Annotated in this window: 21 protein-coding genes and 2 tRNA genes; 10 read left to right on the top strand and 13 right to left on the bottom strand. The window is 72.7% G+C overall.

What is annotated here, in order from left to right; translation table 11 throughout:
- The first annotated feature begins 30 nt into the window (after positions 1-30).
- The 4 genes from OO47_RS21655 to OO47_RS35300 all read left to right on the top strand — a co-directional run bounded on the left by OO47_RS21655 (position 31) and on the right by OO47_RS35300 (position 3,541).
- The gene (locus OO47_RS21655; RefSeq protein ID WP_030207294.1) at positions 31-717 is read left to right on the top strand and encodes a M50 family metallopeptidase; all 687 of its coding nucleotides are present in this window, start codon (positions 31-33) and stop codon (positions 715-717) included.
- A gap of 21 nt (positions 718-738) precedes the next feature.
- Complete coding sequence (aroA, locus tag OO47_RS21650; RefSeq protein WP_030207291.1) at positions 739-2,070, top strand: 3-phosphoshikimate 1-carboxyvinyltransferase; 1,332 nt, start codon at positions 739-741, stop codon at positions 2,068-2,070.
- 3 nt (positions 2,071-2,073) lie between these two features.
- Entirely contained in the window at positions 2,074-3,087 is a 1,014-nt protein-coding gene (gene rsgA, locus OO47_RS21645; protein WP_030207289.1) for a ribosome small subunit-dependent GTPase A, read from the top strand.
- A 130-nt stretch (positions 3,088-3,217) separates the two neighbouring features.
- Positions 3,218-3,541 (top strand): DMT family transporter, encoded by a 324-nt coding sequence (locus tag OO47_RS35300; RefSeq protein ID WP_052880704.1) that lies wholly within the window; start codon positions 3,218-3,220, stop codon positions 3,539-3,541.
- Here OO47_RS35300 and OO47_RS21640 read toward each other — a convergent pair.
- Positions 3,433-4,113 (bottom strand): TetR/AcrR family transcriptional regulator, encoded by a 681-nt coding sequence (locus tag OO47_RS21640; RefSeq protein ID WP_030207287.1) that lies wholly within the window; start codon positions 4,111-4,113, stop codon positions 3,433-3,435. The genes OO47_RS35300 and OO47_RS21640 overlap by 109 nt on opposite strands.
- 157 nt (positions 4,114-4,270) lie before the next feature.
- Here OO47_RS21640 and hisN point away from each other — a divergent pair, with 157 nt between their 5' ends.
- Positions 4,271-5,083: a histidinol-phosphatase gene (hisN, locus tag OO47_RS21635; RefSeq protein ID WP_030207285.1), complete on the top strand. Its 813-nt coding sequence runs from the start codon at positions 4,271-4,273 to the stop codon at positions 5,081-5,083.
- A 253-nt stretch (positions 5,084-5,336) separates the two neighbouring features.
- The gene (locus tag OO47_RS21630) at positions 5,337-5,726 is read left to right on the top strand and encodes a CBS domain-containing protein (RefSeq protein WP_030207283.1); all 390 of its coding nucleotides are present in this window, start codon (positions 5,337-5,339) and stop codon (positions 5,724-5,726) included.
- 78 nt (positions 5,727-5,804) lie between these two features.
- Here OO47_RS21630 and OO47_RS21625 read toward each other — a convergent pair whose 3' ends face one another.
- Positions 5,805-7,274, bottom strand: a complete 1,470-nt coding sequence (locus tag OO47_RS21625) for a catalase (RefSeq protein WP_030207281.1) — start codon at positions 7,272-7,274, stop codon at positions 5,805-5,807.
- Positions 7,275-7,433: 159 nt separating this feature from the next.
- On the opposite strand from OO47_RS21625, the gene OO47_RS21620 reads away from it, so the two are divergent.
- The gene (locus OO47_RS21620) at positions 7,434-7,853 is read left to right on the top strand and encodes a Fur family transcriptional regulator (RefSeq protein ID WP_030207278.1); all 420 of its coding nucleotides are present in this window, start codon (positions 7,434-7,436) and stop codon (positions 7,851-7,853) included.
- A 116-nt stretch (positions 7,854-7,969) separates the two neighbouring features.
- Here the strand turns inward: OO47_RS21620 and OO47_RS21615 are convergent.
- The 4 genes from OO47_RS21615 to OO47_RS21600 all read right to left on the bottom strand — a co-directional run bounded on the left by OO47_RS21615 (position 7,970) and on the right by OO47_RS21600 (position 13,335).
- Positions 7,970-8,043, bottom strand: a tRNA-Met gene (locus OO47_RS21615).
- A gap of 94 nt (positions 8,044-8,137) precedes the next feature.
- Positions 8,138-10,102 (bottom strand): tetratricopeptide repeat protein, encoded by a 1,965-nt coding sequence (locus tag OO47_RS21610; protein ID WP_030207277.1) that lies wholly within the window; start codon positions 10,100-10,102, stop codon positions 8,138-8,140.
- 207 nt (positions 10,103-10,309) lie between these two features.
- Positions 10,310-10,383, bottom strand: a tRNA-Met gene (locus OO47_RS21605).
- 57 nt (positions 10,384-10,440) lie between these two features.
- Complete coding sequence (locus OO47_RS21600; RefSeq protein ID WP_030207275.1) at positions 10,441-13,335, bottom strand: UPF0182 family membrane protein; 2,895 nt, start codon at positions 13,333-13,335, stop codon at positions 10,441-10,443.
- Between the two features lie 182 nt (positions 13,336-13,517).
- On the opposite strand from OO47_RS21600, the gene OO47_RS21595 reads away from it, so the two are divergent.
- On the top strand, positions 13,518-14,069 hold the full coding sequence (locus OO47_RS21595; RefSeq protein WP_030207273.1) for a PPA1309 family protein: 552 nt from the start codon (positions 13,518-13,520) through the stop codon (positions 14,067-14,069).
- Between the two features lie 68 nt (positions 14,070-14,137).
- On the opposite strand, the gene OO47_RS21590 is transcribed toward OO47_RS21595, so the two are convergent.
- The 4 genes from OO47_RS21590 to OO47_RS21575 all read right to left on the bottom strand — a co-directional run bounded on the left by OO47_RS21590 (position 14,138) and on the right by OO47_RS21575 (position 17,390).
- Entirely contained in the window at positions 14,138-15,226 is a 1,089-nt protein-coding gene (locus OO47_RS21590; RefSeq protein WP_030207272.1) for a YlbL family protein, read from the bottom strand.
- 66 nt (positions 15,227-15,292) lie between these two features.
- A complete protein-coding gene (locus OO47_RS21585; RefSeq protein ID WP_030207271.1) occupies positions 15,293-15,475 on the bottom strand; it encodes a hypothetical protein in 183 nt (60 codons plus the stop codon).
- Positions 15,476-15,708: 233 nt separating this feature from the next.
- On the bottom strand, positions 15,709-16,170 hold the full coding sequence (locus OO47_RS21580) for a molybdenum cofactor biosynthesis protein MoaE (protein ID WP_030207268.1): 462 nt from the start codon (positions 16,168-16,170) through the stop codon (positions 15,709-15,711).
- A 110-nt stretch (positions 16,171-16,280) separates the two neighbouring features.
- Entirely contained in the window at positions 16,281-17,390 is a 1,110-nt protein-coding gene (locus OO47_RS21575; RefSeq protein WP_030207265.1) for an SDR family oxidoreductase, read from the bottom strand.
- 214 nt (positions 17,391-17,604) lie between these two features.
- On the opposite strand from OO47_RS21575, the gene OO47_RS21570 reads away from it, so the two are divergent.
- Both OO47_RS21570 and OO47_RS21565 read left to right on the top strand, forming a co-directional pair.
- Positions 17,605-19,083 (top strand): zinc-dependent metalloprotease, encoded by a 1,479-nt coding sequence (locus OO47_RS21570; protein WP_030207262.1) that lies wholly within the window; start codon positions 17,605-17,607, stop codon positions 19,081-19,083.
- Positions 19,080-19,601 (top strand): NUDIX hydrolase, encoded by a 522-nt coding sequence (locus OO47_RS21565; protein WP_030207259.1) that lies wholly within the window; start codon positions 19,080-19,082, stop codon positions 19,599-19,601. The genes OO47_RS21570 and OO47_RS21565 overlap by 4 nt, the downstream gene beginning before the upstream one ends.
- Before the next feature lie 72 nt (positions 19,602-19,673).
- Here OO47_RS21565 and OO47_RS21560 read toward each other — a convergent pair whose 3' ends face one another.
- The 3 genes from OO47_RS21560 to OO47_RS21550 form a co-directional block, all read right to left on the bottom strand.
- Positions 19,674-20,429 (bottom strand): AIM24 family protein, encoded by a 756-nt coding sequence (locus tag OO47_RS21560; RefSeq protein WP_030207256.1) that lies wholly within the window; start codon positions 20,427-20,429, stop codon positions 19,674-19,676.
- A 19-nt stretch (positions 20,430-20,448) separates the two neighbouring features.
- Positions 20,449-21,129, bottom strand: coding sequence for an AIM24 family protein (locus OO47_RS21555; RefSeq protein ID WP_030207253.1), 681 nt, complete (start codon positions 21,127-21,129; stop codon positions 20,449-20,451).
- 14 nt (positions 21,130-21,143) lie between these two features.
- Positions 21,144-22,099, bottom strand: a 956-nt coding sequence (locus OO47_RS21550; protein ID WP_033209916.1) for an AIM24 family protein, incomplete at its 5' end; no start/stop codon positions are given.

Below are 22,099 nucleotides of genomic sequence, written 5' to 3'. Positions count from 1 at the left end.
CCCGCCCGCTACCGAGGAGCCTTCCGCCGAATGAACGACATCCTCGGCACCCAGCCCGCCCCGGACGAGTGGATCGTCTGGGCCACCGCCGGCTGCGCGCTGGTCCTCGTCGTGGTCCGCGGGCTCTGGCTGCCGGCCCGCAACGCGATCACCATCGCCCACGAGGGCGGTCACGGCATCGTCGCCCTGGCCACCGGCCGCCGCCTCGAAGGGATCAGGCTGCACTCGGACACCAGCGGTCTGACCGTGTCCCGGGGCCGCCCGACCGGCCTCGGGATAGTTCTCACGCTGGCCGCCGGCTATCCGGCGGCCCCGCTGCTCGGCCTCGGTGGCGCGGCCCTGATCGGCACCCACCGGACCACGCTGCTGCTGTGGGCCGCGACCGCGCTGCTCCTCGCGCTGCTCGTGATGGTCCGCAACGCGTACGGGATCCTCACCGTCCTGCTGACGGGCGCCGCGTTCCTCCTCGTCTCCCTGTTCACCGGGCCCGACGTGCAGGGCGCCTTCGCCTGCGCGGCGGTCTGGTTCCTCCTTCTGGGCGGTGTCCGGCCGGCCTTCGAGCTCCAGGCGAAGCGGCGCCGGGGCGGCACCCCGGACTCGGACGCGGACCAGCTCGCGCGGCTCACCCACGTGCCCGCCGGAGTGTGGCTGGCCTTCTTCCACACGGTGTCGATCTGCTGCCTGATCGGCGGCGGGCGCTGGCTTCTGCGCCTCTGACACCCCCGTACAGTGAGGAGCATGACCGCAGCAGCTTCCCCGCACACCGACCCGTCCACCGACCTCTGGCCCGCTCCGTACGCGCGCGGCGCCGTCGACGCGACCGTCACCGTGCCCGGGTCGAAGTCGGTCACCAACCGCGCCCTGGTGCTCGCCGCGCTGGCCGCCGAGCCCGGCTGGCTGCGCCGCCCCCTGCGCTCCCGGGACACCCTCCTGATGGCCGAGGCCCTGCGCACCCTCGGCGTGAGGATCGAGGAGGGGGTGGGCCCGGACGGGTCCGGCGAGGCCTGGCGGATCATCCCCGCGCCGCTGCGCGGCCCCGCGACCGTCGACGTCGGCAACGCGGGCACGGTCATGCGCTTCCTGCCGCCGGTCGCGGCGCTCGCCGAAGGGCCGGTGCGCTTCGACGGCGACCCGCGCTCCCACGAGCGTCCGCTGCACGGCGTGATCGACGCGCTGCGCGCGCTCGGCGCCCGGATCGACGACGAGGGCCGGGGCGCACTGCCGATGACCGTGCACGGCACCGGGGGCCTGGACGGCGGCACGGTCGAGATCGACGCCTCCTCGTCCTCCCAGTTCGTCAGCGCCCTGCTGCTCTCGGCGCCCCGCTTCAACCAGGGCGTGGAGGTGCGGCACGTGGGGTCGCGGCTGCCCTCGATGCCGCACATCCGGATGACGGTCGACATGCTGCGCGCGGTCGGCGCCCGGGTGGACGAGCCGGAGCACGGCGGCGAGCCGGACGTGTGGCGGGTGGCCTCCTCCGCGCTGCGCGGCCGCGACCTGGTCGTGGAGCCAGACCTGTCGAACGCCCAGCCGTTCCTGGCCGCCGCCCTGGTGACCGGCGGCCGGGTGACGGTCCGGGACTGGCCCGCGCGGACCACCCAGCCCGGTGACGCGCTGCGGGAGATCTTCACCGGGATGGGTGGTTCCTGCGAGCTGACGGACGGGGGTCTGACCTTCACCGGCACGGGCCGGATCCACGGCATCGACGTGGACCTCGGCGAGGTCGGTGAGCTGACCCCGGGCATCGCGGCGGTCGCGGCCCTCGCCGACTCCCCCTCCACCCTGCGCGGGGTCGCCCATCTGCGGCTGCACGAGACGGACCGGCTCGCGGCGCTCACCAAGGAGATCAACGAGCTGGGCGGGGACGTGACGGAGACCGAGGACGGTCTGCACATCCGCCCGCGCCCGCTCCACGGCGGCGTCTTCCGCACGTACCACGACCACCGGATGGCGACGGCGGGCGCGGTCATCGGCCTGGCGGTCGAGGGCGTGGAGATCGAGGACGTGGCGACGACGGCCAAGACCTTGCCCGACTTCCCGACGATGTGGACCGAAATGCTCGGGGTCTGAGCCATGCGGCGCTACGGCAAGCACACCGACGAGGACGACATCCGCCAGCGGCCCAACCGCAAGGGGACCCGCCCCCGGACCAGCATCCGGCCGAAGCACGAGGACGCCGTCGAGGGCATGGTCCTCACCGTCGACCGGGGCCGGCTGACCTGTCTGGTGGACGACCGGCCCGTGACGGCGATGAAGGCGCGCGAGCTGGGCCGCAAGGCCGCCGTGGTCGGCGACCGGGTCTCGCTCGTCGGTGACCTGTCCGGCGAGAAGGACACCCTGGCCCGGATCGTGCGCATCGGGGAGCGCTCCTCGGTGCTCCGCCGCACCGCCGACGACGACGACCCGTACGAGCGGGTGGTCGTCGCCAACGCCGACCAGCTGGCGATCGTCACCGCGCTCGCCGACCCCGAGCCGCGGCCCCGGCTGATCGACCGCTGCCTGGTCGCCGCGTACGACGGCGGCCTCTCCCCGCTGCTCGTGCTCACCAAGTCGGACCTGGCGCCGCCGGACGCGCTCCTGGAGATGTACGGGGCGCTCGGCGTGCCGTACGTGGTGACCACCCGGGACGAGTTCGTCGACGGGGCCGCCGCCGAGCGGGTGCGCGCGCACCTCAAGGGCAGGACCACCGCGTTCGTGGGGCACTCCGGTGTCGGCAAGACGACCCTGGTCAACGCACTGGTGCCGCCGGAACGGCGGCGCACCACCGGCGTGGTGAACGCGGTCACGGGTCGCGGTCGGCACACCACGACCTCGGCGCTCGCCCTGCCGCTCGACGACGAGGAGGGCGGCTGGGTGATCGACACCCCGGGCGTGCGCTCCTTCGGCCTGAACCACGTGGACCCGTCCCGGGTGATCCTCGCGTTCCCCGACCTCGTACCGGGTACGGAGAACTGCCCGCGCGCGTGCAGCCACGACGAGCCGGACTGCGCCCTCGACGCGTACGTGGCGGAGGGGCACGCCGATCCGGCGCGGCTCGTCTCGCTGCGGCGGCTCCTCGCGACCCGGGAGCGGCGCGAGGGCGACTGACCCGCCCGTGTTCACCGGCGCCTCCGTTCACCGGTGACCCGCCCGCGCTTACCGCCCGTTCGGTACAGGTAAGTGCATAATCGCACCAAGTGCGACGAAGCGGTCACCGACGGCGTGGGAGGCACTGACGATGGCGTGGCTGCTGGTGGTGGTGGCGGGGTTCCTGGAGACGGGTTTCGCGGTCTGCCTCAAGCTCTCGCACGGCTTCACCCGTCTGTGGCCGACGATCGCCTTCGCGGCCTTCGCCCTGGGCAGCTTCGGTCTGCTCACGCTGGCGCTGCGGAAGCTCGACGTGGGGCCGGCGTACGCGGTGTGGACGGGGATCGGCGCGGCCGGGACCGCGATCTACGGCATGATCTTCCTGGGTGACGTGGTCTCCACCCTCAAGATCGTCTCGATCACCCTGGTGATCGCGGGCGTGATCGGGCTCCAGCTCTCCGGCTCCGCGCACTGAGCCCCCGCGCTCCGGGTCCCCGCGCTCCGGACTTCTCCGGCCGTCCCGCCGCCCGGCACCGGGGGCGCGACGACGTGGCTGAGGGCGATCCTGACGGCGAGTTCGCAGCCGGCCGCCCAGCTCTCGTCCGCGCAGGCCGCGGCCGCCGCCACCAGCTCCCCCGGCGCGGGCGGCCCGGCGTCGGCGCGGCGCTGGGCGGGGACGGCGGCGGGCCGGGCGCCCGGCCTGGCCGGGCGGGGCGCCGGGAGCCGCGCGTCCCAGGCGCCGGTGAGCAGGGCCCGCAGGACCGGCCGGGCGGCGGCCCGGGCCACGATCCACTCGGCGAGGACGGCGAGGGTCCGGGCGGGCGGCCCCGGGGCGGCGAGCAGCTTCCGGACCCCTTGGAGATAGGTGTCGGCCTCCCTGCGCACGAGGGCGCGGGCGAGCCCTTCCTTGCTGCCGAACTCGTTGTAGAGGGTCTGCCGGGAGACCCGGGCGGCGGCGGCGAGGTCGGCCATCCGCACGGCGGACCAGGGCCGGTGCGCGAGCGCGGCGAGCGCCGCGTCGAGCAGGACCTCGCGGGCAGTCGGCATCGGCGCCTCCCGGGCCGTACGTTTCGGTGCGGGGACCGGCACGCTCCGCGCACGGTCCCGTACACAGCGTCGGCAGGCGTCCGCGCCCTGTCAAGGAGCCCGGGGCCGCGGTGGACGGTCCGGCCGGCCGGGATCGCCCGGGGATAGAGTGCCGACCATGGCCGATTACCACGATGACCTGCGTCTCGCCCACGTCCTCGCCGATGCCGCCGACGCGGCCACCACGGCCCGTTTCCAGGCGCTCGACCTCAAGGTCGAGACGAAGCCGGACATGACGCCGGTGAGCGAGGCCGACAAGGCGGCGGAGGAGCTGATCCGCGGTCAGCTCCAGCGGGCCAGGCCGCGCGACGCGATCCTGGGCGAGGAGTACGGCGTGGAGGGCTCGGGCCCGCGCCGCTGGGTGATCGACCCGATCGACGGGACGAAGAACTACGTGCGCGGGGTGCCGGTCTGGGCGACCCTGATCGCGCTGATGGAGGCCGGGGAGACCGGTTTCCAGCCGGTGGTGGGCGTGGTGTCGGCCCCGGCGCTCGGCCGCCGCTGGTGGGCGGCGAAGGGCCTCGGGGCGTACACGGGCCGCAGCCTGGCCTCGGCGACCCGGATCGGGGTCTCGAAGGTCTCCTCCCTGGCGGACGCCTCGTTCGCGTACTCCTCGCTGAGCGGCTGGGAGGAGCGGGGGCGGCTCGACGGCTTCCTGGACCTCACGCGCGCGTGCTGGCGGACGCGGGCGTACGGCGACTTCTGGCCGTACATGATGGTCGCGGAGGGCTCCGTGGACATCTGCGCGGAGCCGGAGCTGTCGCTGTGGGACACGGCGGCGGTGTCGATCGTGGTCCAGGAGGCGGGCGGCACGTACACGGGCCTGGACGGGCGGCACGGGCCGCACAGCGGGAACGCGGCGGCGTCCAACGGACTGCTCCACGGCGAGCTGCTGGCGTACCTGAACCAGCGGGCGCCCGAGGAGGGCTGACCGGCCCTCGGGCGAGAAGGCGGGGAGCCGGGAAGGCGAGAAGCCGGGAAGAGCCGGGCCGGGCCGGGTCAGGTCGGGTCAGGTCGGGCCGGGTCAGGTCGGGTCGGGTCGGGCCTCAAGAGGTTCCGCGCCCCCGACGCTCCCGGGGGCGCCTCGCGCGCCCCCTTGTCGGCCCCCTCCCCCGGTGCCACTCTGAGACTCCCCCCACTTGTGAACTTGTGAAAAAGTTCTCGAACAGGAGGTGGTCCCTTCCATGCTCGTCCGCGACGCCATGAGCCCCGTGACCCTGACCATCGGCCCGGCCCACACCCTCCGCCAGGCGGCGAGACTGATGTCGGCGCGCCGCGTCGGCGCCGCCGTCGTCCAGGACGGGGATTCCGGCGGCATCGGCATCCTCACCGAGCGCGACATCCTCGACGCCGTCGGCGCCGACCGGAACCCCGACCACGAGACCGCCGACGCCCACACCACCCGGGACGTCGTCTTCGCCGCGCCCACCTGGACCCTGGCGGAGGCGGCCGAGGCGATGACCCGCGGCGGCTTCCGCCATCTGGTCGTCCTCGACGACCACGGGCCGGTCGGCATCGTCTCCGTCCGCGACATCGTCCGCTGCTGGATCCCGGTGCACAGCGCCGCCGCCTGAGCACGTGCGGAGGGGCCGGTCCCCCGCCCGTACGGATACGGGTGGGGGGCCGGCCCCTCCTTCCTCGGCAGGCCGCCGTCAGCCGCGCAGGGCCTGGACCGCGGTCTCCAGCCGCTTGCCGAAGTCTCCGTCCGCCCTGCGGAAGTTGTCGATCGCCCGCTCGGCGATGTCGTCGCGCGAGACCTTGGCGATGAAGCCCGCCAGGTTCTCCACGAGACGCCCCTTCTCGTCCTCGGACATCAGGCGGTAGAGGTTCCCGGCCTGGACGAAGTCGTCGTCCTCGGCGTGGAGCGGGGCGGGGTGGTCGCCGGTGGCGCCCGCGACCGGGACCGGCTGCCACAGGGGGCGGCCGGTCTGGTGCGGTCCGCCGAAGCTGTTCGGCTCGTAGTTCTTCGCGCCGCCGTGGCGGCCGTCGTAGAGGAACCCGTCACGCGCGTGCGTGCGCGCCTCGGTGGCGCGCGGACGGTTCACCGGCAGGTGGCCGGCGTTGATGCCGACGCGGTAGCGGTGGGCGTCGCCGTAGGCGAAGAGGCGCCCCTGGAGCATCTTGTCGGGGGACGGGCCGATGCCCGGCACGAAGTGCGCGGGGCTGAAGACCGACTGCTCGACCTCGGCGAAGACGTTCTCCGGGTTGCGGTTGAGCTCCAGCTTGCCGATCTCGATCGGCGGGTAGTCCTCGTGCGGCCACACCTTGGTGAGGTCGAAGGGGTTGAAGCGGTAGGCCGCCGCCTCGGCCGCGGGCATGATCTGGACCTGCACGGTCCAGCTCGGGAAGTCGCCGCGCTCGATGGCCTCGCGCAGGTCGCGCTGGTGCGAGTCGGGGTCCTCGCCGGCCAGCCGGTTCGCCTCGGCCTGGGTGAGGTTCTTGATGCCCTGGTCGGTCTTGAAGTGGTACTTGACCCAGAAGACCTCGCCGGCCTCGTTGTTCCACTGGTACGTGTGCGAGCCGTAGCCGTTCATGTGGCGGTACGAGGCGGGGATGCCGCGGTCGCCGAAGAGCCAGGTGACCTGGTGCGTCGACTCCGGGGAGAGGCCCCAGAAGTCCCAGACGTTGTCCGCCTCCTGGGAGCCGGTGTACGGGTCGCGCTTCTGGGTGTGGATGAAGTCGGGGAACTTGACGGCGTCCCTGACGAAGAACACCGGGGTGTTGTTGCCGACGAGGTCGTAGTTGCCCTCCTCGGTGTAGAACTTCAGCGCCCAGCCGCGCGGGTCGCGGACCGCGTCGGCCGAGCCGAGGCTGCCCGCCACCGTGGAGAAGCGCAGGAAGGTCTCGGTCTCCTTGCCGACCTCGGAGAGGAAGGCGGCGCACGTCCACCGCGAGACGTCCCGGGTCACGGTGAAGGTGCCGTAGGCGCCCGCCCCGCGCGCGTGGACCACGCGCTCCGGAATCCGCTCGCGGTTGAAGTGGGCGAGCTTCTCCAGGAGGAGCTGGTCCTGGACGAGGACCGGCCCGCCGACGCCCGCGGTCTCGCTGTTCTGGTTGTCGGTGACCGGAGCCCCGGCCTCCGTGGTGAGCGGTCCCTGCGTCACGTGCGCCTCCTGCGTCATGCCTGTGTCCTGTCTCCGGCCCGCCCCTCACGGGCCGTGGCCAGTGCCGAGCACGATCCTACATTGGACTAAGTCCAAGTCAAGCAGAGATATAAACCGAGGAGGACTCCAAACTCACACTCGTTCGCGATCTTGTCACCGACTGTTAGGCTGACCCTCATGAGCGACCTGTTGGAACGACTGCGCGGACGTGGCTGGCGCATGACCGCGCAGCGGCGCGTCGTGGCCGAAGTCCTCGACGGGGACCATGTGCACCTGACCGCCGACGAGGTGCACGCGCGCGCCGTGACGCGGCTGCCCGAGATCTCGCGCGCGACCGTCTACAACACGCTGGGCGAGATGGTCACCCTCGGCGAGGTCATCGAGGTGGCCACCGACGGACGCGCCAAGCGGTACGACCCGAACGCCCACCGTCCGCACCAGCACCTGGTCTGCGGCCGCTGCGGCGCGATCCGCGACGTGCAGCCGGGCGGCGACCCGCTGGCGGACCTGCCGGACAGCGAGCGCTTCGGCTTCACGATCTCCGAGGTCGAGGTCACGTACCGGGGCATCTGCCCGAGCTGCGCCACGACGGCCTGAGCCGCGCACGAGAAGGCCCCCGCTCCGGCGGGGGCCCTTTTCCGCACACGTATACGCCTGTACGACGAAGGCCCGGATCCGAGCGAATCGGATCCGGGCCTTCGTTTGCCACTGAGTAGCGGGGACAGGATTTGAACCTGCGACCTCTGGGTTATGAGCCCAGCGAGCTACCGAGCTGCTCCACCCCGCGTCGGTGAACCCAACCTTACGGGCCCTCCGTCACCAGCGCAAATCCGTTAACGCCCGCCACCCCCTGGACCGGCCGTCACCCCCTGGACCGGCCGTCACGCGGTGAGCTCCTGGTGCAGCGCCTCGCTCAGCCGCGCCGCCCGCTCGGCCACCTCCGCCGGGCCCAGCTCCACCGCGCGGGCGCACCAGCGGCGCCCCTCGGTCAGCTCGCCCCGGCGCGCCGCGAGCAGTGCGAGCCGGAGCGCGGCGCGGCCGTGACCGGCCCGGGCGGCCCGGGTCCACCAGAGGGAGGCCTCGCGCTCGCTGCCCTCGCGGGCGAGCAGCAGCCCCAGGTTGAAGGCGCCGTTGCGGCTGCCCGCCTCGGCGGCCTCGCGGTACCAGCGGTCGGCCTCGGCCAGGTCGCCGCGCGCGGCGGCGAGCATCCCGACCCGCACCTGGGCGCGCCGGTGGCCCTGCCGGGCGGCCCGCTCGTACCACTCCTCGCACTCGCTCCTCTCCTCGCGGGGCGCGCCGAGCACGGCGGGGCCGGGCTCGGGGCGGCGCGCGTCGAGGACCGAGGCGAGCCGGAAGGCGGCCTCGGCGCTGCCGCCGCCCGCCGCGCACCGCAGGTGCCGCTCGGCGGTCTGCTCGTCGCCGTCGCGCAGGGCGGCGATGCCGACCTGGAGGGCGGCCTCGGTGTGCCCGGCGGCGGCGGCCCGCTCGTACCAGACGAGGGCCGTGCGGTCGTCGTCGCGCCCGGCGTGCAGGATGCCCAGGTTGAAGGCGGCGTCCACGCTGCCGGCCTCGGCGGCCTTGGAGAACCACGGCTCGGCGCCGTTCGCGTCACCGGCCTGGAGGAGCAGGACGGCCAGCGCGTTGGCGGCCTCGCGGTGGCCCGCGTAGGCGGCCCGCCGGTACCACTGCTCGGCCTGGGGGATGCGGTCCTGGGCGGCGCAGAGCAGCCCGAGGTTGTAGGCGCCGTTGACGTCGCCGGCGTCCATGGCGGCCCGGTACCAGCGCTCGGCGGTCTGCTGCTCGCCCCGGGCCGCGTGCAGGGCCCCCAGGGCGTTGGCGGCGTTGCCGTCGCCGTCCTGGGCGGCCCGCAGCCACCACACGGCGGCGCTCTCCTCGTCGCCCGCGTCGCGGAGCAGGAAGCCGAGCGCGCAGGCGGCCCTGGCCTCGCCCTCCTTGGCGGAGCTGAGGTACCAGCGGCCGGCCTCCTTGAGGTCGCCGCGCTGCTCCAGGATGGCGCCGAGGTGGAGCGCGGCCCGCCGGTGGCCGCGCGCGGCGGCCTGCCGGAACCACTGCTCGGCCTCGGCGAGTTCGCCTCCGGGCTCGGCGGCCGGGGGGCCGTCGGGCAGCAGGGCGCCGGGGGCCGCGGCGCTCCTGGCGGCGCCGGGGACCGGGAGCCGGGTGCCGGTGGCGTGCGGACCGCGGGTGGTCTCGGTGGCGCGCCGCTCCAGGGCCATGGCGAGGCGGTAGGCGGCCTCGCGGTGGCCCTGCTCGGCGGCGGCGCGCAGCCAGCGCTCGGCGCCGACGTCGCCGCGGTGCTCCAGGAGGTCGGCGAGGGCGTACGCGCCGAGGGCGTGGCCCTGCTCGGCGGCCTGGCGCAGCCAGTACTCGGCGGCGGGCTCGTCGCCGCGCTCGCGGTGGTGGCGGCCGAGGGCGTGGGCGGCGGGGGCGGAGCCGGCGACGGCGGCGACCCGCCACCAGCCGGCGGCCTCGTCGGCGTAGCCGCGCTGGTGCAGCAGGACGCCCAGGTTGTTGGCGGCGGCGCGGTCCCCCTCGGCGGTGGCGGCGCGCAGGTAGGGCTCGGCGCCGTCGAGGTCGCCGCGGCGCAGCAGCAGCGCGCCGAGGGCGCTCGTGGAGGCGAGGTCGCCGCGCTCGGCGGCGCGGCGGTGCCGGGCCTCCGTCTCGGTCTCGGTCTCGTTCTCGGTGACGGCATCGGTCGCGGCGGTGGTGCCGGGGAGCGCGTCGAGCACCCCCGCCGCCTCGATGATCTCGTCCGCGGCGTTCCTGGCATGCCGCTGCACAAACCGCCCTGTCTCCAACAGAGTTGCCCTGTCCCCCATAAATACCATCGTCGCACCACCCGCCACCCGAGCACACCTGGTAAACCGCAGCCAGTGAGGTCACTCAGCGTTTTGTCGACATGCCCACAGAGAGACAAGTCAAACACGACTCACGCCAACTCGCCCCTTCCCTACCGCTCTTCGGTACCCCCTGGCACGTCGACACACGACGAGGGCCCGGATCCTTATGGATCCGGGCCCTCGTTTGCCACAGAGTAGCGGGGACAGGATTTGAACCTGCGACCTCTGGGTTATGAGCCCAGCGAGCTACCGAGCTGCTCCACCCCGCGTCGGTGACGTAACAGTATCACGACGCGGAGGTGGAAAACCTCAGGTCAGCCGCCTGCTCACGGTGACTTGAGCTTCGCCCCGGCCTCCGCGGCCCGCTGGAGGGCCGCCTGGAGGTCCTCCTGGGCCCTGCCGTACGCGCCCCAGTCCTGCTTCTGCAGGGCGGCCTCGCCGGCGTCGTACGCCTTCTGGGCGTCGGCGATCGCCTGCTTCAGCGCGGCGTCGTTCGACGCCGGCGGCGGAGGCGTGGTGCCCGGCTGCTCGGGCGTGGGCTGCTCCGGCGTCGGCTGCGTCGGCGCGTCCACCCCGAAGACCGCGTTGAGCGCCTCGGTGAGGTTGTCCTCGAACACCGTGGTGTCCTTGGTCGTGTCACCCGCGGGCTGGTCCGCGTCCACGTACGACACGGCGACCTTCTTCAGGAGCGGGTAGAGCGCGTTCCGTCCCTGGGCGTAGACCGGCTCGACGTACAGGAACCCGCCGTCGAGCGGCACGGTCAGCAGGTTGCCGTACTGGATGTCGGAGTCGGCGCCCTTCAGGTCCCGGACGAACTGGGCCACGGACGGCAGGCCGTTGAGCTTGCTCTGCACCTGGGCCGGGCCGGGCACGTCCTGGGTGACCCGCAGCAGTCTCAGCCGGCCGTACTCCTTGCTGGTGGCGTCGGCGTCGACCGCCATGAAGCCGCCCAGGTTGGGCCGCCCGTTCGGCGTGAACGTCGTCGTCAGCGAGAAGCGCTGCGCCGTGTCCCCGGGCATCTTCATGCTCAGGTAGTACGGCGGGACCGCGTTGCCGTCCTTGTTGGTCGGGTCGTCCGGCACCTGCCAGGCGTCCGAGCCGCTGTAGAACTGCGCCGGGTCGGTGACGTGGTAGCGGGTCAGCAGCTCGCGCTGGACCTTGAACATGTCCTGCGGGTAGCGCAGGTGCTCCAGGAGGTCGCCCTTGATCGAGGACTTCGGCTCGACCGTGTCCGGGAAGGCCTTCATCCAGGTCTTGAGGACCGGGTCCTGGGTGTCCCACTGGTACAGCTTCACCGTGCCGTCGAAGGCGTCGACGGTGGCCTTCACCGAGTTGCGGATGTAGTTGACCTGGTTCTGCTGGGCGACGACCGTGCGCTGCTGGTTGCCGACGGTCAGCGAGTCGGCCGTGCTGTCGCCGAGCGTGGTGCGCGAAGCGTACGGGTAGCCGTTGGTCGTCGTGTACGCGTCGACGATCCACTGGATCCGGCCGCCGACGACCGCCGGGTAGGCGTCGCCGTCGATGGTCAGCCAGGGCGCGACGGCCTCGACGCGCTCCTTGGGCGTGCGGTTGTAGAGGATCCGCGAGCCGTCGCCGATGGCCCCCGAGTAGAGGATCTGCGGCTCGCTGAAGGCCACCGCGTACGCGGCGCGGTTGAAGGCGCTGGAGAGGCTGACGCCGCTCTTCCCCGTGTAGCTGGTGGTCTTCTCGCCGTTCTCCTCGTAGTCGAGCTCCCGCTGGGGCCCGCCCACGATCGAGTACTGGTCGGTCTTCTCGCCGTAGTAGATCCGCTGCTCGTACTTCGGGAGCTGGCCGGTGGTCGGCAGACCGGACTCGGTGAAGACCGGGGAGCCGTTGGCGTCGGTCTGCGTGCCCGTGGCCATGATCGCGCCGTAGCCGTGGGTGTAGGTGAAGTGGTCGTTGATCCAGTTCCGCTTCGGGATGCCCCGGATGTTGAGCTCGCGGAGACCGATGACGGTGTCCTTGCCCTGGTAGCGGTCCACGTCCAGGGTGGTCGGGAACTGGTAGTACTTCCGCTTCTGCTCCAGCTGCTGGAACGTGGGCGAGACGATGTTCGGGTCGAGGATCCGGTAGCTGGCCGCCGTCTCGGCGTCCGTCCGCAGCCGGTCCTTGTCCTTGACCGTCGACTTGCCCGAGTAGTTCTCGGGCTTCGTCCCGTCGATCGCGTACGCCTTGCGGGTCGCGTCGATGTTCTTCTGGATGTACGGCGCTTCCTTGGCCTGCTCGTTCGGCTGGACCTGGAACTTCTGCACGATGGCCGGGTATAGGCCGCCGATCAGGACCGCGGAGAGCACCATCAGGCCGAAGCCGATCACCGGGAGCTGCCAGGTGCGGCGCCAGAGCGTCGCGAAGAACAGCACGGCGCAGATCGCGGCGATGCAGAAGAGGATGGTCTTCGCCGGCAGGTACGCGTTGGCGTCGACGTACCGCAGGCCCGTCCAGTTGCCGGTGGCCTTGAAGTCGCTGGACTTCACGGCCAGGCCGTACCGGTCGAGCCAGTACGCCACGGCCTTCAGCGACACGAAGACGCCGAGGAGCACCGAGAGGTGGCCCGTGGCGGCGGCGGTGGCGCGGGCGCCCGGGCTGGTGACCCGCAGCCCGCCGTACAGGTAGTGGGTGAGCGCGGCGGCGATCAGCGACAGGACGGCGGCGGCGAAGCCGAACGCGAGCAGGAAGCGGTACCAGGGCAGGTCGAAGGCGTAGAACGACACGTCGAGCCCGAACTGCGGGTCCTTCTGGCCGAACTTCACGCCGTTGATCCACATCAGCCAGGTGCGCCACTGGCCGGAGGCGGAGGCGCCGGCGATCAGGGCCACCAGGGCCGTGACCGCGAGCAGCACCCACTTCTTGAAGGGCGCCAGGCCCATCCGGTACCGGTCGAGGCTCTGCTGCTCCAGGGACATCGCGCTGAGCGGCGGCCGCAGCCGGTGCGCCAGCCAGATGTTGAAGCCGACGGCCAGGCCCATCAGGAGGCCGAAGACCGCGAAGAGGCCGATCTTGGTCCACAGTGTGGTGGTGAACACGGACGAGTAGTGGACCGAGCGGTACCAGAGCCAGTCCGTCCAGAACCCGGCGAACATCACGAACGCCATGGCCAGGACGGCCAGGACCCCGAGTGTCATGAGCAGGGTACGGGCCCGCCGGGACGGCCGGCCGACTCTCATCCTTGGCCCTGACGGGCCTCCGCCGCGGTCCGGCATCTGGAAAGCCAACGTGCGCCCCTCGATGTTGATGCGTCTCGGTGTCGACGTGTGTCGATGCGTGTCGATGCGTGCTTGGTGGGTCTGAAAGCAGGCCCCGCGATCGTAGGGCCCACTGATGCAACTTACCGAGGCTTTACCTAGTTCCCGGCTTCGGGGGAAGAGGAGGCAGGATGTTGGTCATGTCCAACGTTTCCCCCTCCGGCCCGGCGATGGCCGCGAGCCCCCTCACCCGCGCGGTGCTCGAGATCGACGAGTACGCGGCGGGCCTCGGCTGGGACCAGCCCGCCCGCCTGTTCGCCCTGGTCGACACCGCCCGCCTGCGCGCCCAGGAGCCCCGGCTGGCCTCCCAGCTCGGCCTGGGCGACGACGCCGCCTCCTACACCCCGATCGAGCAGGACAAGCTGCCGCGCGGGAAGCCGCTCGACGAGTTCCTCGGCACGGTCGCCTGGCCCGACGCCGTCGCCGGCTGCGCCATGACGGTGGAGCGGCTGATGCTGCCCCCGTCGGCGGAGGCCCAGGTTCCGCAGGGGCTGAGCGAGAAGCAGCTCGCCACGTGGGTGGCCGGCCACCCGGACCGCCAGGAGGTCCGGATGACCGTGGCGGTGCTGCGGGGCGGGGCGCGCGAGGCGGCGATCCGGCTGCGCGAGAAGGACTCGGCGACCGAGGTCCTGACGGGCCCGGACCTGGTGCCGGGGCTCGCGGAGGCGCTGGCGGCCACCTTCGAGGGCTGAGGGCCGTACGCACGGAGGAGGGGGCGCCCGACCGGTCCGGTCGGGCGCCCCTCCGTTTCCGCGTGGTCTCAGTCCTTCGAGCAGCTCGGCAGGGACGCCGTGTCGCCCTTGCGGAGCTTCTCCAGGGACTTCGTGGCGTCGTCGATGGTGTCGACCTTGACGAGGGTGAGTCCGTCGGGGATGTCGGAGGCGGCCGTGGCGCAGTTGTCGGCCGGGGTGAGGAAGTACTCGGCGCCCGCGTTGCGCGCGCCGACCAGCTTCATCTCGATGCCGCCGATCGGGCCGACCTTCCCCTTGTCGTCGATGGTGCCGGTGCCGGCGACGAACCGGCCGCCCGTGAGGCTCTCCGGGGTGAGCTTGTCGATGATGCCGAGCGCGAACATCAGCCCGGCGCTGGGGCCGCCGACGTCGGCCAGCTTGATGTCGATCGTGAACGGGAAGACGTGGTCGGTGCCGGCCTGGATGCCGACGACCGCCCGGTCGCCCTCCTCGGAGGTGGTGGTCGTGATGACCACCTTCCGCGTGGCGGTCGGCTCCTTGCCCGCCTTCTCGGCGGCGGCCGCCTCCTTGGCGGGGACGATCGTGAACTCGACCTTCTGGCCGGGCTTCCGCTTCGTCACCTGCGCCGCGACGCCGCTCTGGTCGGTGATCGGCACGCCGTCGACGGCCTTGACGACGTCCCCGGCGTGCAGCTTGCCCTCGGCCGGGGCGCCCTTGACCACCATGGCGACGACGACCCGGGAGACCACCGGGATGCCCAGCTCCCCGAGGGCCGCCACCTTGGCGCTCTCCTGGGACTGGCTGAACTCCTCGGCGTTCTCCTGGCTCGACTGCTCCTCGGTCTTGCCGTCCGGGTAGAGCGTGTCGTGCGGCACCACCACGTTGTCGTGGGCGAGCCAGCCGTAGACGGCCTCGACGGCGTTCATCTTGTAGTCCGCGCTGGTGACCCGGACCGTCGTCATGTTGAGGTGGCCGTCGGTCGGGTACGTCTTGCGTCCGGAGATCTGGAGGACGGGCTCCCCCCTGGCCTCACCGAGGGTGTTGACCGTCGGGCCGGGGCTCATCTCCGCGTACGGCACCGGGATCAGAACGCCGGCGATGAGCAGGCAGATCAGGACCAGGGTGGAGGCGAGCATCGTCGCGGTGCGGCGTGGCATGGAACGACAGTACGGGACTCGCCCATGGGTGCACCCTCGGGGCGGGTCCGTACGGGGCGGCCCGCGTCAGCCGGAGGAGGAGGGGGTGACGGCGGTGGCGGCCGCGGCCGGTTCGCGCTCGTGGCGGGCGGAATCGGAGAGCGCGGGACGGGCGGAGTCTTCGCGTTCGGGGCGGACGGATTCGGGGGGCGTGGGGTGGGCGCGTTCCATCGCGTCCCGGAAGCGGGCGTAACCGGCGAGTTCGGCCACGTCGCCTATGGTCTTGTTCCTCGAAGCCCAGCTTCCCCATATCGCCGCGCCGACGACTGCGAAAAGCGGAATCAGCAACCAGGCCAGCGCTGCCATTCCGACCTCCCATCCCCAGTGAGTTGATCAGCAGACTGTTTCATCCGTGTCGTCAACGCTCGCGCGCGGGGGTCGGTTACGCAAATCGGGCGTTCGGCTACGCCCTGTCGGCGCGTCGCCTTGCTTCCCGGTGCTCCCTAGCAGGAACCCACCCACTCCTCGGTCCCGTCCGAGAAGGTCTGGTGCTTCCAAATGGGTACTTCGTGCTTGAGGTCGTCGATGAGCCTGCGGCAGGCCTCGAAGGCCTCTGCGCGGTGGGGGCAGGAGACGGCCACGACGACCGCGATGTCGCCGACCTCCAGGTCGCCCACGCGGTGGACGGCGGCCAGGGCGCGGACCGGGTGGTTCGCGACGACCTTCTCGGCGACGCGGCGCAGCTCCGCCTCGGCCGTGGGGTGGCAGGAGTAGCCGAGCGCGTCGACGTCGGCGCCGCCGTCGTGGTTGCGCACGGTGCCGACGAAGAGGGTCGTGCCGCCGGAGGCATCGTCCCCGACGGCCCGGAAGACCTCGTCGACGGAGAGCGGGGTCTCCCGGATCGCGAGGAGCTTGATGGGGTCGGCCGCGGCCCGCTCGCCGGGGTGGTCAAACGTCAGTGCCATGGCCCCATCGTGCCGTACGCCGCCGACAACCCGGAAGAGAGGTTTCGACCGGCGCTCCGGACCCTCCGTAGGAGGGTCCTACAGACGGCCGTACGGCAGCGGTGAGGGGATCAGATCCCGCGCCGCTTCCGCATCTGCCGGACGAGCGCCGCCGTGCCGAGCAGCGCCACCGTCGCGCCGGCCGCGCCGGCCGCCGTCGCGTCCTTGCGGCCCAGGCGGCGGCCCGCGACCGTGTGGCGGCCCTCGACCTCCTCCAGGAGCGCGGCGAGGACCTCCTCGTTCGTCCACTTCGGGCGCCAGCCCGCGTCGTGCAGGCGTCCGACGCTCACCACCCAGGGGTGCATGGTGTACGCGAGGTCGCCCGCCGGGGACGGGGTGAGGCCGATCCGGTGGAGGCGGGCGGCCGTGCCCAGGGCGACGGTGGAGGGCAGCTCCATGCGCCGGATCCCGGAGAGCTCCTCGACCTCCTCCTGCTCCAGCCAGCCGTCGCAGCCGACCGCGAACTCCCCCTCGACCTTCTCCAGGGCCGCGTACTCCAGGGCGCTCACCAGGTCCTCGACGTGACAGAACTGCCAGGTCGGCCGGGAGCCGGCCACGACGAGCAGCCGGGGCGACTCGAAGTAGCGGGTCAGCGCCGTGTCCGTGCCGCCGACCAGGACGGCCGGGCGGACCACGGTGACGTGGAGGCCGGGGTGCGCGCGGGGCGCCCGGCGGCCCAGGCGCTCGATCTCCAGCAGGTCGCCGACGCCGGTGGCCTCCGCCGTGGCCTTCAGCTCGGCGTCCTCGGAGAGCGGGACGTCGTTGTCGGGCAGGGCGCCGTAGACCATCGCGGAGGTGCAGAGCACCACCCGGTGGACCCCGGCGGCCGCGGCGGCGGTCAGCACGGTCTGCGTGCCGCGCACGTTGTAGGCCGTCCGGGCGGCGGGGTCGGTCTCCAGGTCGAGGTCGACGGCGAGGTGCACGACGACGTCGGCGCCGCGCAGCTTCTCCGCGATGGCCGGGTCGCGCACGTCGAGGACGTGCCAGTGCGCCTCGGGGACCTCGCCCCGGCGCTCGTCGATGGCGACGACCCGCCCGACCTCGTCGGAGGCGGCGAGCCGCCTGGTCAGCAGGTCGCCGACGCCGGACGCGGCACCGGTGACCGCGACGACGGGCCCGCGCGCGGTGGACCGGGTCGAGTGGTTTCGCGCTCCGCGAACCTGTGGATCTGGGGAACTCACCGGGCGTCTCCAGCGGTTGTCTTCAGTACGTACGCCGCACGACGTACGGACCAGGTGGCGTCCATCCTGCCGCAGGGCACGCCCCGGCGGAGCACCGAGCCCGTTTCCGGCCCGGATGTCTACGCTGGTGGTGTGCGGAGCCTGTCGTGGGCAGGCTCTGGTCGGGCAGTCGCCGTCGGCAGGAGGCCGGCGGCCCTACGAGCCGAGGAAACCTGTGAGTGACACCCCATTCGGATTCGGCCTTCCGCCGGAGGAGCCGGAGGACGGCGACGAAGGCAAGAAGAAGGACCCCGCCGGAGGTGGCCAGGGGTCCGGTGGCCAGGGCGGCAACCCCTTCGGGGCGAACCCGTTCGGCTTCGGCGCGCTGCCGGGCATGGGCGGGATCGGCGGACCGGGCGGCGCGGACAATCCGTTCGCGGCGATGTTCGGCTCGCTGAACCCCAACGACCTGGGCGCGGCCTTCCAGCAGCTCGGGCAGATGCTGAGCTACGAGGGCGGCCCCGTCAACTGGGACATGGCCAAGCAGATCGCGCGCCAGGTGGTGGCCCAGGGCACCCCCGACGGCACCAAGGACGCCAGCGTGGGCCCGGCCGAGAAGTCCGCGGTCCAGGAGGCCCTGCGCCTGGCCGACCTGTGGCTGGACCAGGCGACCTCGCTGCCCTCGGGCACGAACGTCGCCGTGGCGTGGAGCCGCGCGGAGTGGGTCGAGGCGACGCTGCCGGCGTGGCAGCAGCTCGTGGACCCGGTCGCCGAGCGGGTCGGCACGGCGATGGGCGACGTCCTGCCGGAGGAGATGCAGGCCATGGCGGGCCCGCTGATCGGCATGATGCGCTCCATGGGCGGCGCCATGTTCGGCCAGCAGATCGGGCAGGCCGTGGGCGCGCTCGCCGGCGAGGTCGTCGGCTCGACCGACGTCGGCCTGCCGCTGGGCCCGGCCGGGCGCGCCGCGCTGCTCCCGCTGAACGTCGAGGCCTTCGGCAAGGACCTGGGCGTGCCCTCGGACGAGGTGCGGCTCTACCTGGCCCTGCGCGAGGCGGCCCACCAGCGCCTCTTCGCGCACGTGCCGTGGCTGCGGGCGCACCTGTTCGGCGCGGTCGAGGGGTACGCGCGCGGGATCAAGGTCGACACCTCGAAGCTGGAGGAGGCGGTGGGCCAGCTCGACCCGACGCACCCCGAGCAGCTTCAGGAGGCGCTCCAGCAGGGCATGTTCCAGCCGGAGGACACCCCGGAGCAGAAGGCGGCCCTGGCCCGTCTGGAGACGGCGCTCGCGCTGGTCGAGGGCTGGGTGGACGCGGTGGTCCACGAGGCCGCCAAGTCCCGTCTGACCTCGGCGGACGCGCTGCGCGAGACGCTGCGCCGGCGCCGGGCCTCGGGCGGTCCCGCCGAGCAGACCTTCGCGACCCTGATCGGTCTGGAGCTGCGTCCGCGGCGGCTGCGGGACGCGGCGCGCCTGTGGGCCTCGCTCACCGACGCGCGCGGGGTCGACGGCCGGGACGGCCTGTGGGAGCACCCGGACATGCTGCCGACGGCGACCGACCTGGACGACCCGGACGGCTTCGTGCACCGGGAGCACCTGGACTTCTCCGAGCTGGACAAGATGCTCGGCGAGGCGGCGCGGGGCGACGCCCCGAAGGGTGACTCCCCGGAGGACGACGGCCGGGACGGGACCGGCGGCGGGGACGGCAAGGAGTGACCCTGCACGACGACGCGGTCCTCGTACTGAAGGAGTACGGGGGCCAGGAAGAGCTGCGGCAGGTCTACCTGGACCACCTGGACGCGCACCCGGACGGCATGTACAAGCCCTGCTCGGCCGGTCATCTGACGTCCAGCGCGCTGGTGGTCGACCCCGCGCGGGGCCGGGTGCTGCTGACCCTGCACAGGAAGCTGGGCATGTGGCTGCAGATGGGCGGCCACTGCGAGCCCGGCGACACGACGGTCGAGGGCGCCGCGCTGCGGGAGGCGACGGAGGAGTCCGGAATCCCCGGACTCGTCCTGCTGCCCGGCGGTCCGGTGCGGCTCGACCGGCACCCGATCCCGGCGCCCTGCCACTGGCACCTGGACGTGCAGTACGCGGCCCTGGCCCCGGCGGAGGCGGTGGAGCGGATCAGTGAGGAGTCGCTGGACCTGCGCTGGTTCGCGTACGAGGACGTGGCGGGCGTGGCGGACACGTCGGTGGTCCGCCTCCTGGAGGGCACGCTGGCGCGGCTGTGAGGACGGAGGAAGGGGGCGGGCGCCACGACCGGCACCCGCCCCCTTCCCGTACCCCCGTCTCCGTACCCCTGCCTAGTTCCAGGCGTTGTTCTGGTTCTGGCCGTGGGCGCCGTGCTGTCCGGCCCCGTACTGGGCGGCGATGCCCTGGCCGATGGCCGCGTGCTGCGGGGGCATGACCTCGCTGGGCTGGACGAGCGCGAAGCCCTGTCCGAGGAAGCTCAGCTCCCAGCCCTCGCCGGTGTCGCCGCGCCGGCGGCGGACGCTGGAGTTGTGCGTCTGCGCCTGCATCTGGACGCGCAGGCCGGTGGACCAGGCGACGATCGCGTCCGCGTCGACGCTGACGTACTTCTCGGGCGTGACCTGCATCATCAGCGGCTGCCCTGAGGTCATCAGGGCGACCTTGCCGCGGCCGGAGATGTTGAGCTGGTACTTGCCGGAGCCGGAGATGCCGTACTGGCTGTCGACGGCGATGACCTCGGTGTGGAGGGTCGAGTCGAGCGCCAGGACGTAGGCGCTGTCGACGGTGAGGCCCTCCTGCTCGACCTCCACGACGTGGACGTACTGGGCGAGGTTGGCGAAGTAGACCGTGCCCTGCCCGGAGCAGCGCATCAGGTCGAGGCCCTCCCCGGTGCGGGCGCGGGCCCGGCGCTGGTTCGCGGTCTGGTACTCGCCGTCGAAGTCGACGAGGCCCTGGTACGCGACCATGGCGCCCTTGCGGGCGAGGACGTCGTCCTGCCCGGTCAGGCTGACCCGCAGGAGCTGCGGGTTCTGGATGACGTACCGCTCCTGGCTCTGCTGCTCGGCGTGGTTGAAAAGCGGGCTCTGCATGGTGTGTTCTCGCTCCCCCTCAGCCCCGGACCCGCAGGCGGTCGGTGCTGTCCTCGCTCGGCTGTACGACGACGATGCCCTGGCCCGAGAAGGCCATCTGGTAGGCCTCGCCGCTGCCCCGTCCGATGAGGGAGGAGGCCTTGAAGCTGCGCTTGCCCTTGACCTTGAGCGCGGGCGACCAGGCGACGAGCGCGTCGGGGTCGACGTACGTCTCGTCCTCGCCGCGGCCGCAGTCGACGACGATCGGGGTGCCGCGCGAGGTCAGCGCGACCCAGCCGGTGCCGGCGATCGTCACGTTGAACAGGCCCTGCCCCGCGAACTTGGCGAGGCCCTTGACCCGCTCGACGCCCCACTGGAGGTGCGCGTCGAAGGCGAGCAGGTTGGTGCCGTTGACCGACAGGGAGTCGTTGTTCAGGTTGATCACGACGACGTCGGCGCCGTAGTCGGCGAGGTAGAGCAGTCCGTCGCCGGAGCACTTCATGATCGGCGCGCCCTCGCCGGTGACCCACTGCTGCGCGTACTGGCGGACGGCGGGCGGGTTGGGCTCGTAGGTGATGAAGCCCTCGTAGGCGACCATCGAGCCGGTCCGGGCGTAGAGGTCCTGGCCGCTCGCCATGGCGACCTTGAGCATGGTGCTGCCGTGGTTCTCCATCCGGGCCGCGACGGGGGTCGGGGCGTAGCCCGCGAGTTGCTGGTTCATGGCTTCGGGCTCCCTCAGACCTCGTAGGGCTGGACGACGATGAAGTTGCCGGGGGCGCCCCGGAACTGCAGGTTGACGGTCTCGCCGCTGTGGCCCGGGTAGGCGTTGCGGCGCAGGCGCACCTGGCTGGAGAGGACGACCTGGGACGCGGACGACCAGGCGACGACCGCGTTGCAGTCGGCGAAGGTCGTGGGCGTGACCGGGAGGACCACGGGGATGCCGCGGGTCTTCACGACGACGGTGCCGCTGCCCTGGAACTGCATGGTGAAGAGGGCGCCGCCGGGGATGCCGTGGCCCTCGATGCGGCGGACCTCGTACTGGAGGGTCTCGTCGAACGCGAGGACGTTCTCGGCGGAGACGCAGATGCCGTCGCCCTGGAGCTCGATCGGGTGCAGCTGGGCGCCCTCCTCGGCGAGGAAGACCTGGCCGCGGCCGGTGCAGCGCATCAGCTGCATCTCCTGGCCGGTGGCGTTGCCGACGATCCGGCCGGCGAAGCCCGCGCCCTTGTAGCCGAAGTCGACCTTGCCCTGGTACATGACCATGGAGCCCTGCCGGGCCAGGACGGGCGTGCCGCCCATGGCGAGGTCGACCCGCATGAGCTGCTGGTTCTGCGGGGTCCAGCGGGAGCCGGTGGCGGTCTCCTTGTACGGCGCGAGCGCGGCGGCGAGGCCCGCGCCGGTGGCGGGGACGCCCTGGGGCACGCCCGCGTGCTGCTGCCCGAAGGCGGGCGGCTGCTGACCGTACGGGGGTGGGGTCTGCCCGTAGGGGGGCTGCTGGCCGTACGGCTGCTGCTGGCCGTGGGCCGGGGTGTGCGGCGGCTGGCCGTGGCCGGGGGGCTGCCCGGGGACCTGCCCGTACGGGGGCGGGGTCTGCCCGTAGGGGGCGGGGGCCGGGGCGGGCGGGGGCACGGGGGCCGGGGCCATGGGCGCGACCATCGTGGGCGCCGTGTGGACCGGCGGCGTCGGAGGAG

The sequence above is a fragment of the Streptomyces bikiniensis genome (genome assembly GCF_000716625.1).
GTDB classification, from domain to species: Bacteria; Actinomycetota; Actinomycetes; order Streptomycetales; family Streptomycetaceae; genus Streptomyces; species Streptomyces bikiniensis.
The sequence above is the reverse complement of the archived record's forward strand: the minus strand, read 5'-3'. Positions and strand labels throughout refer to the sequence as shown.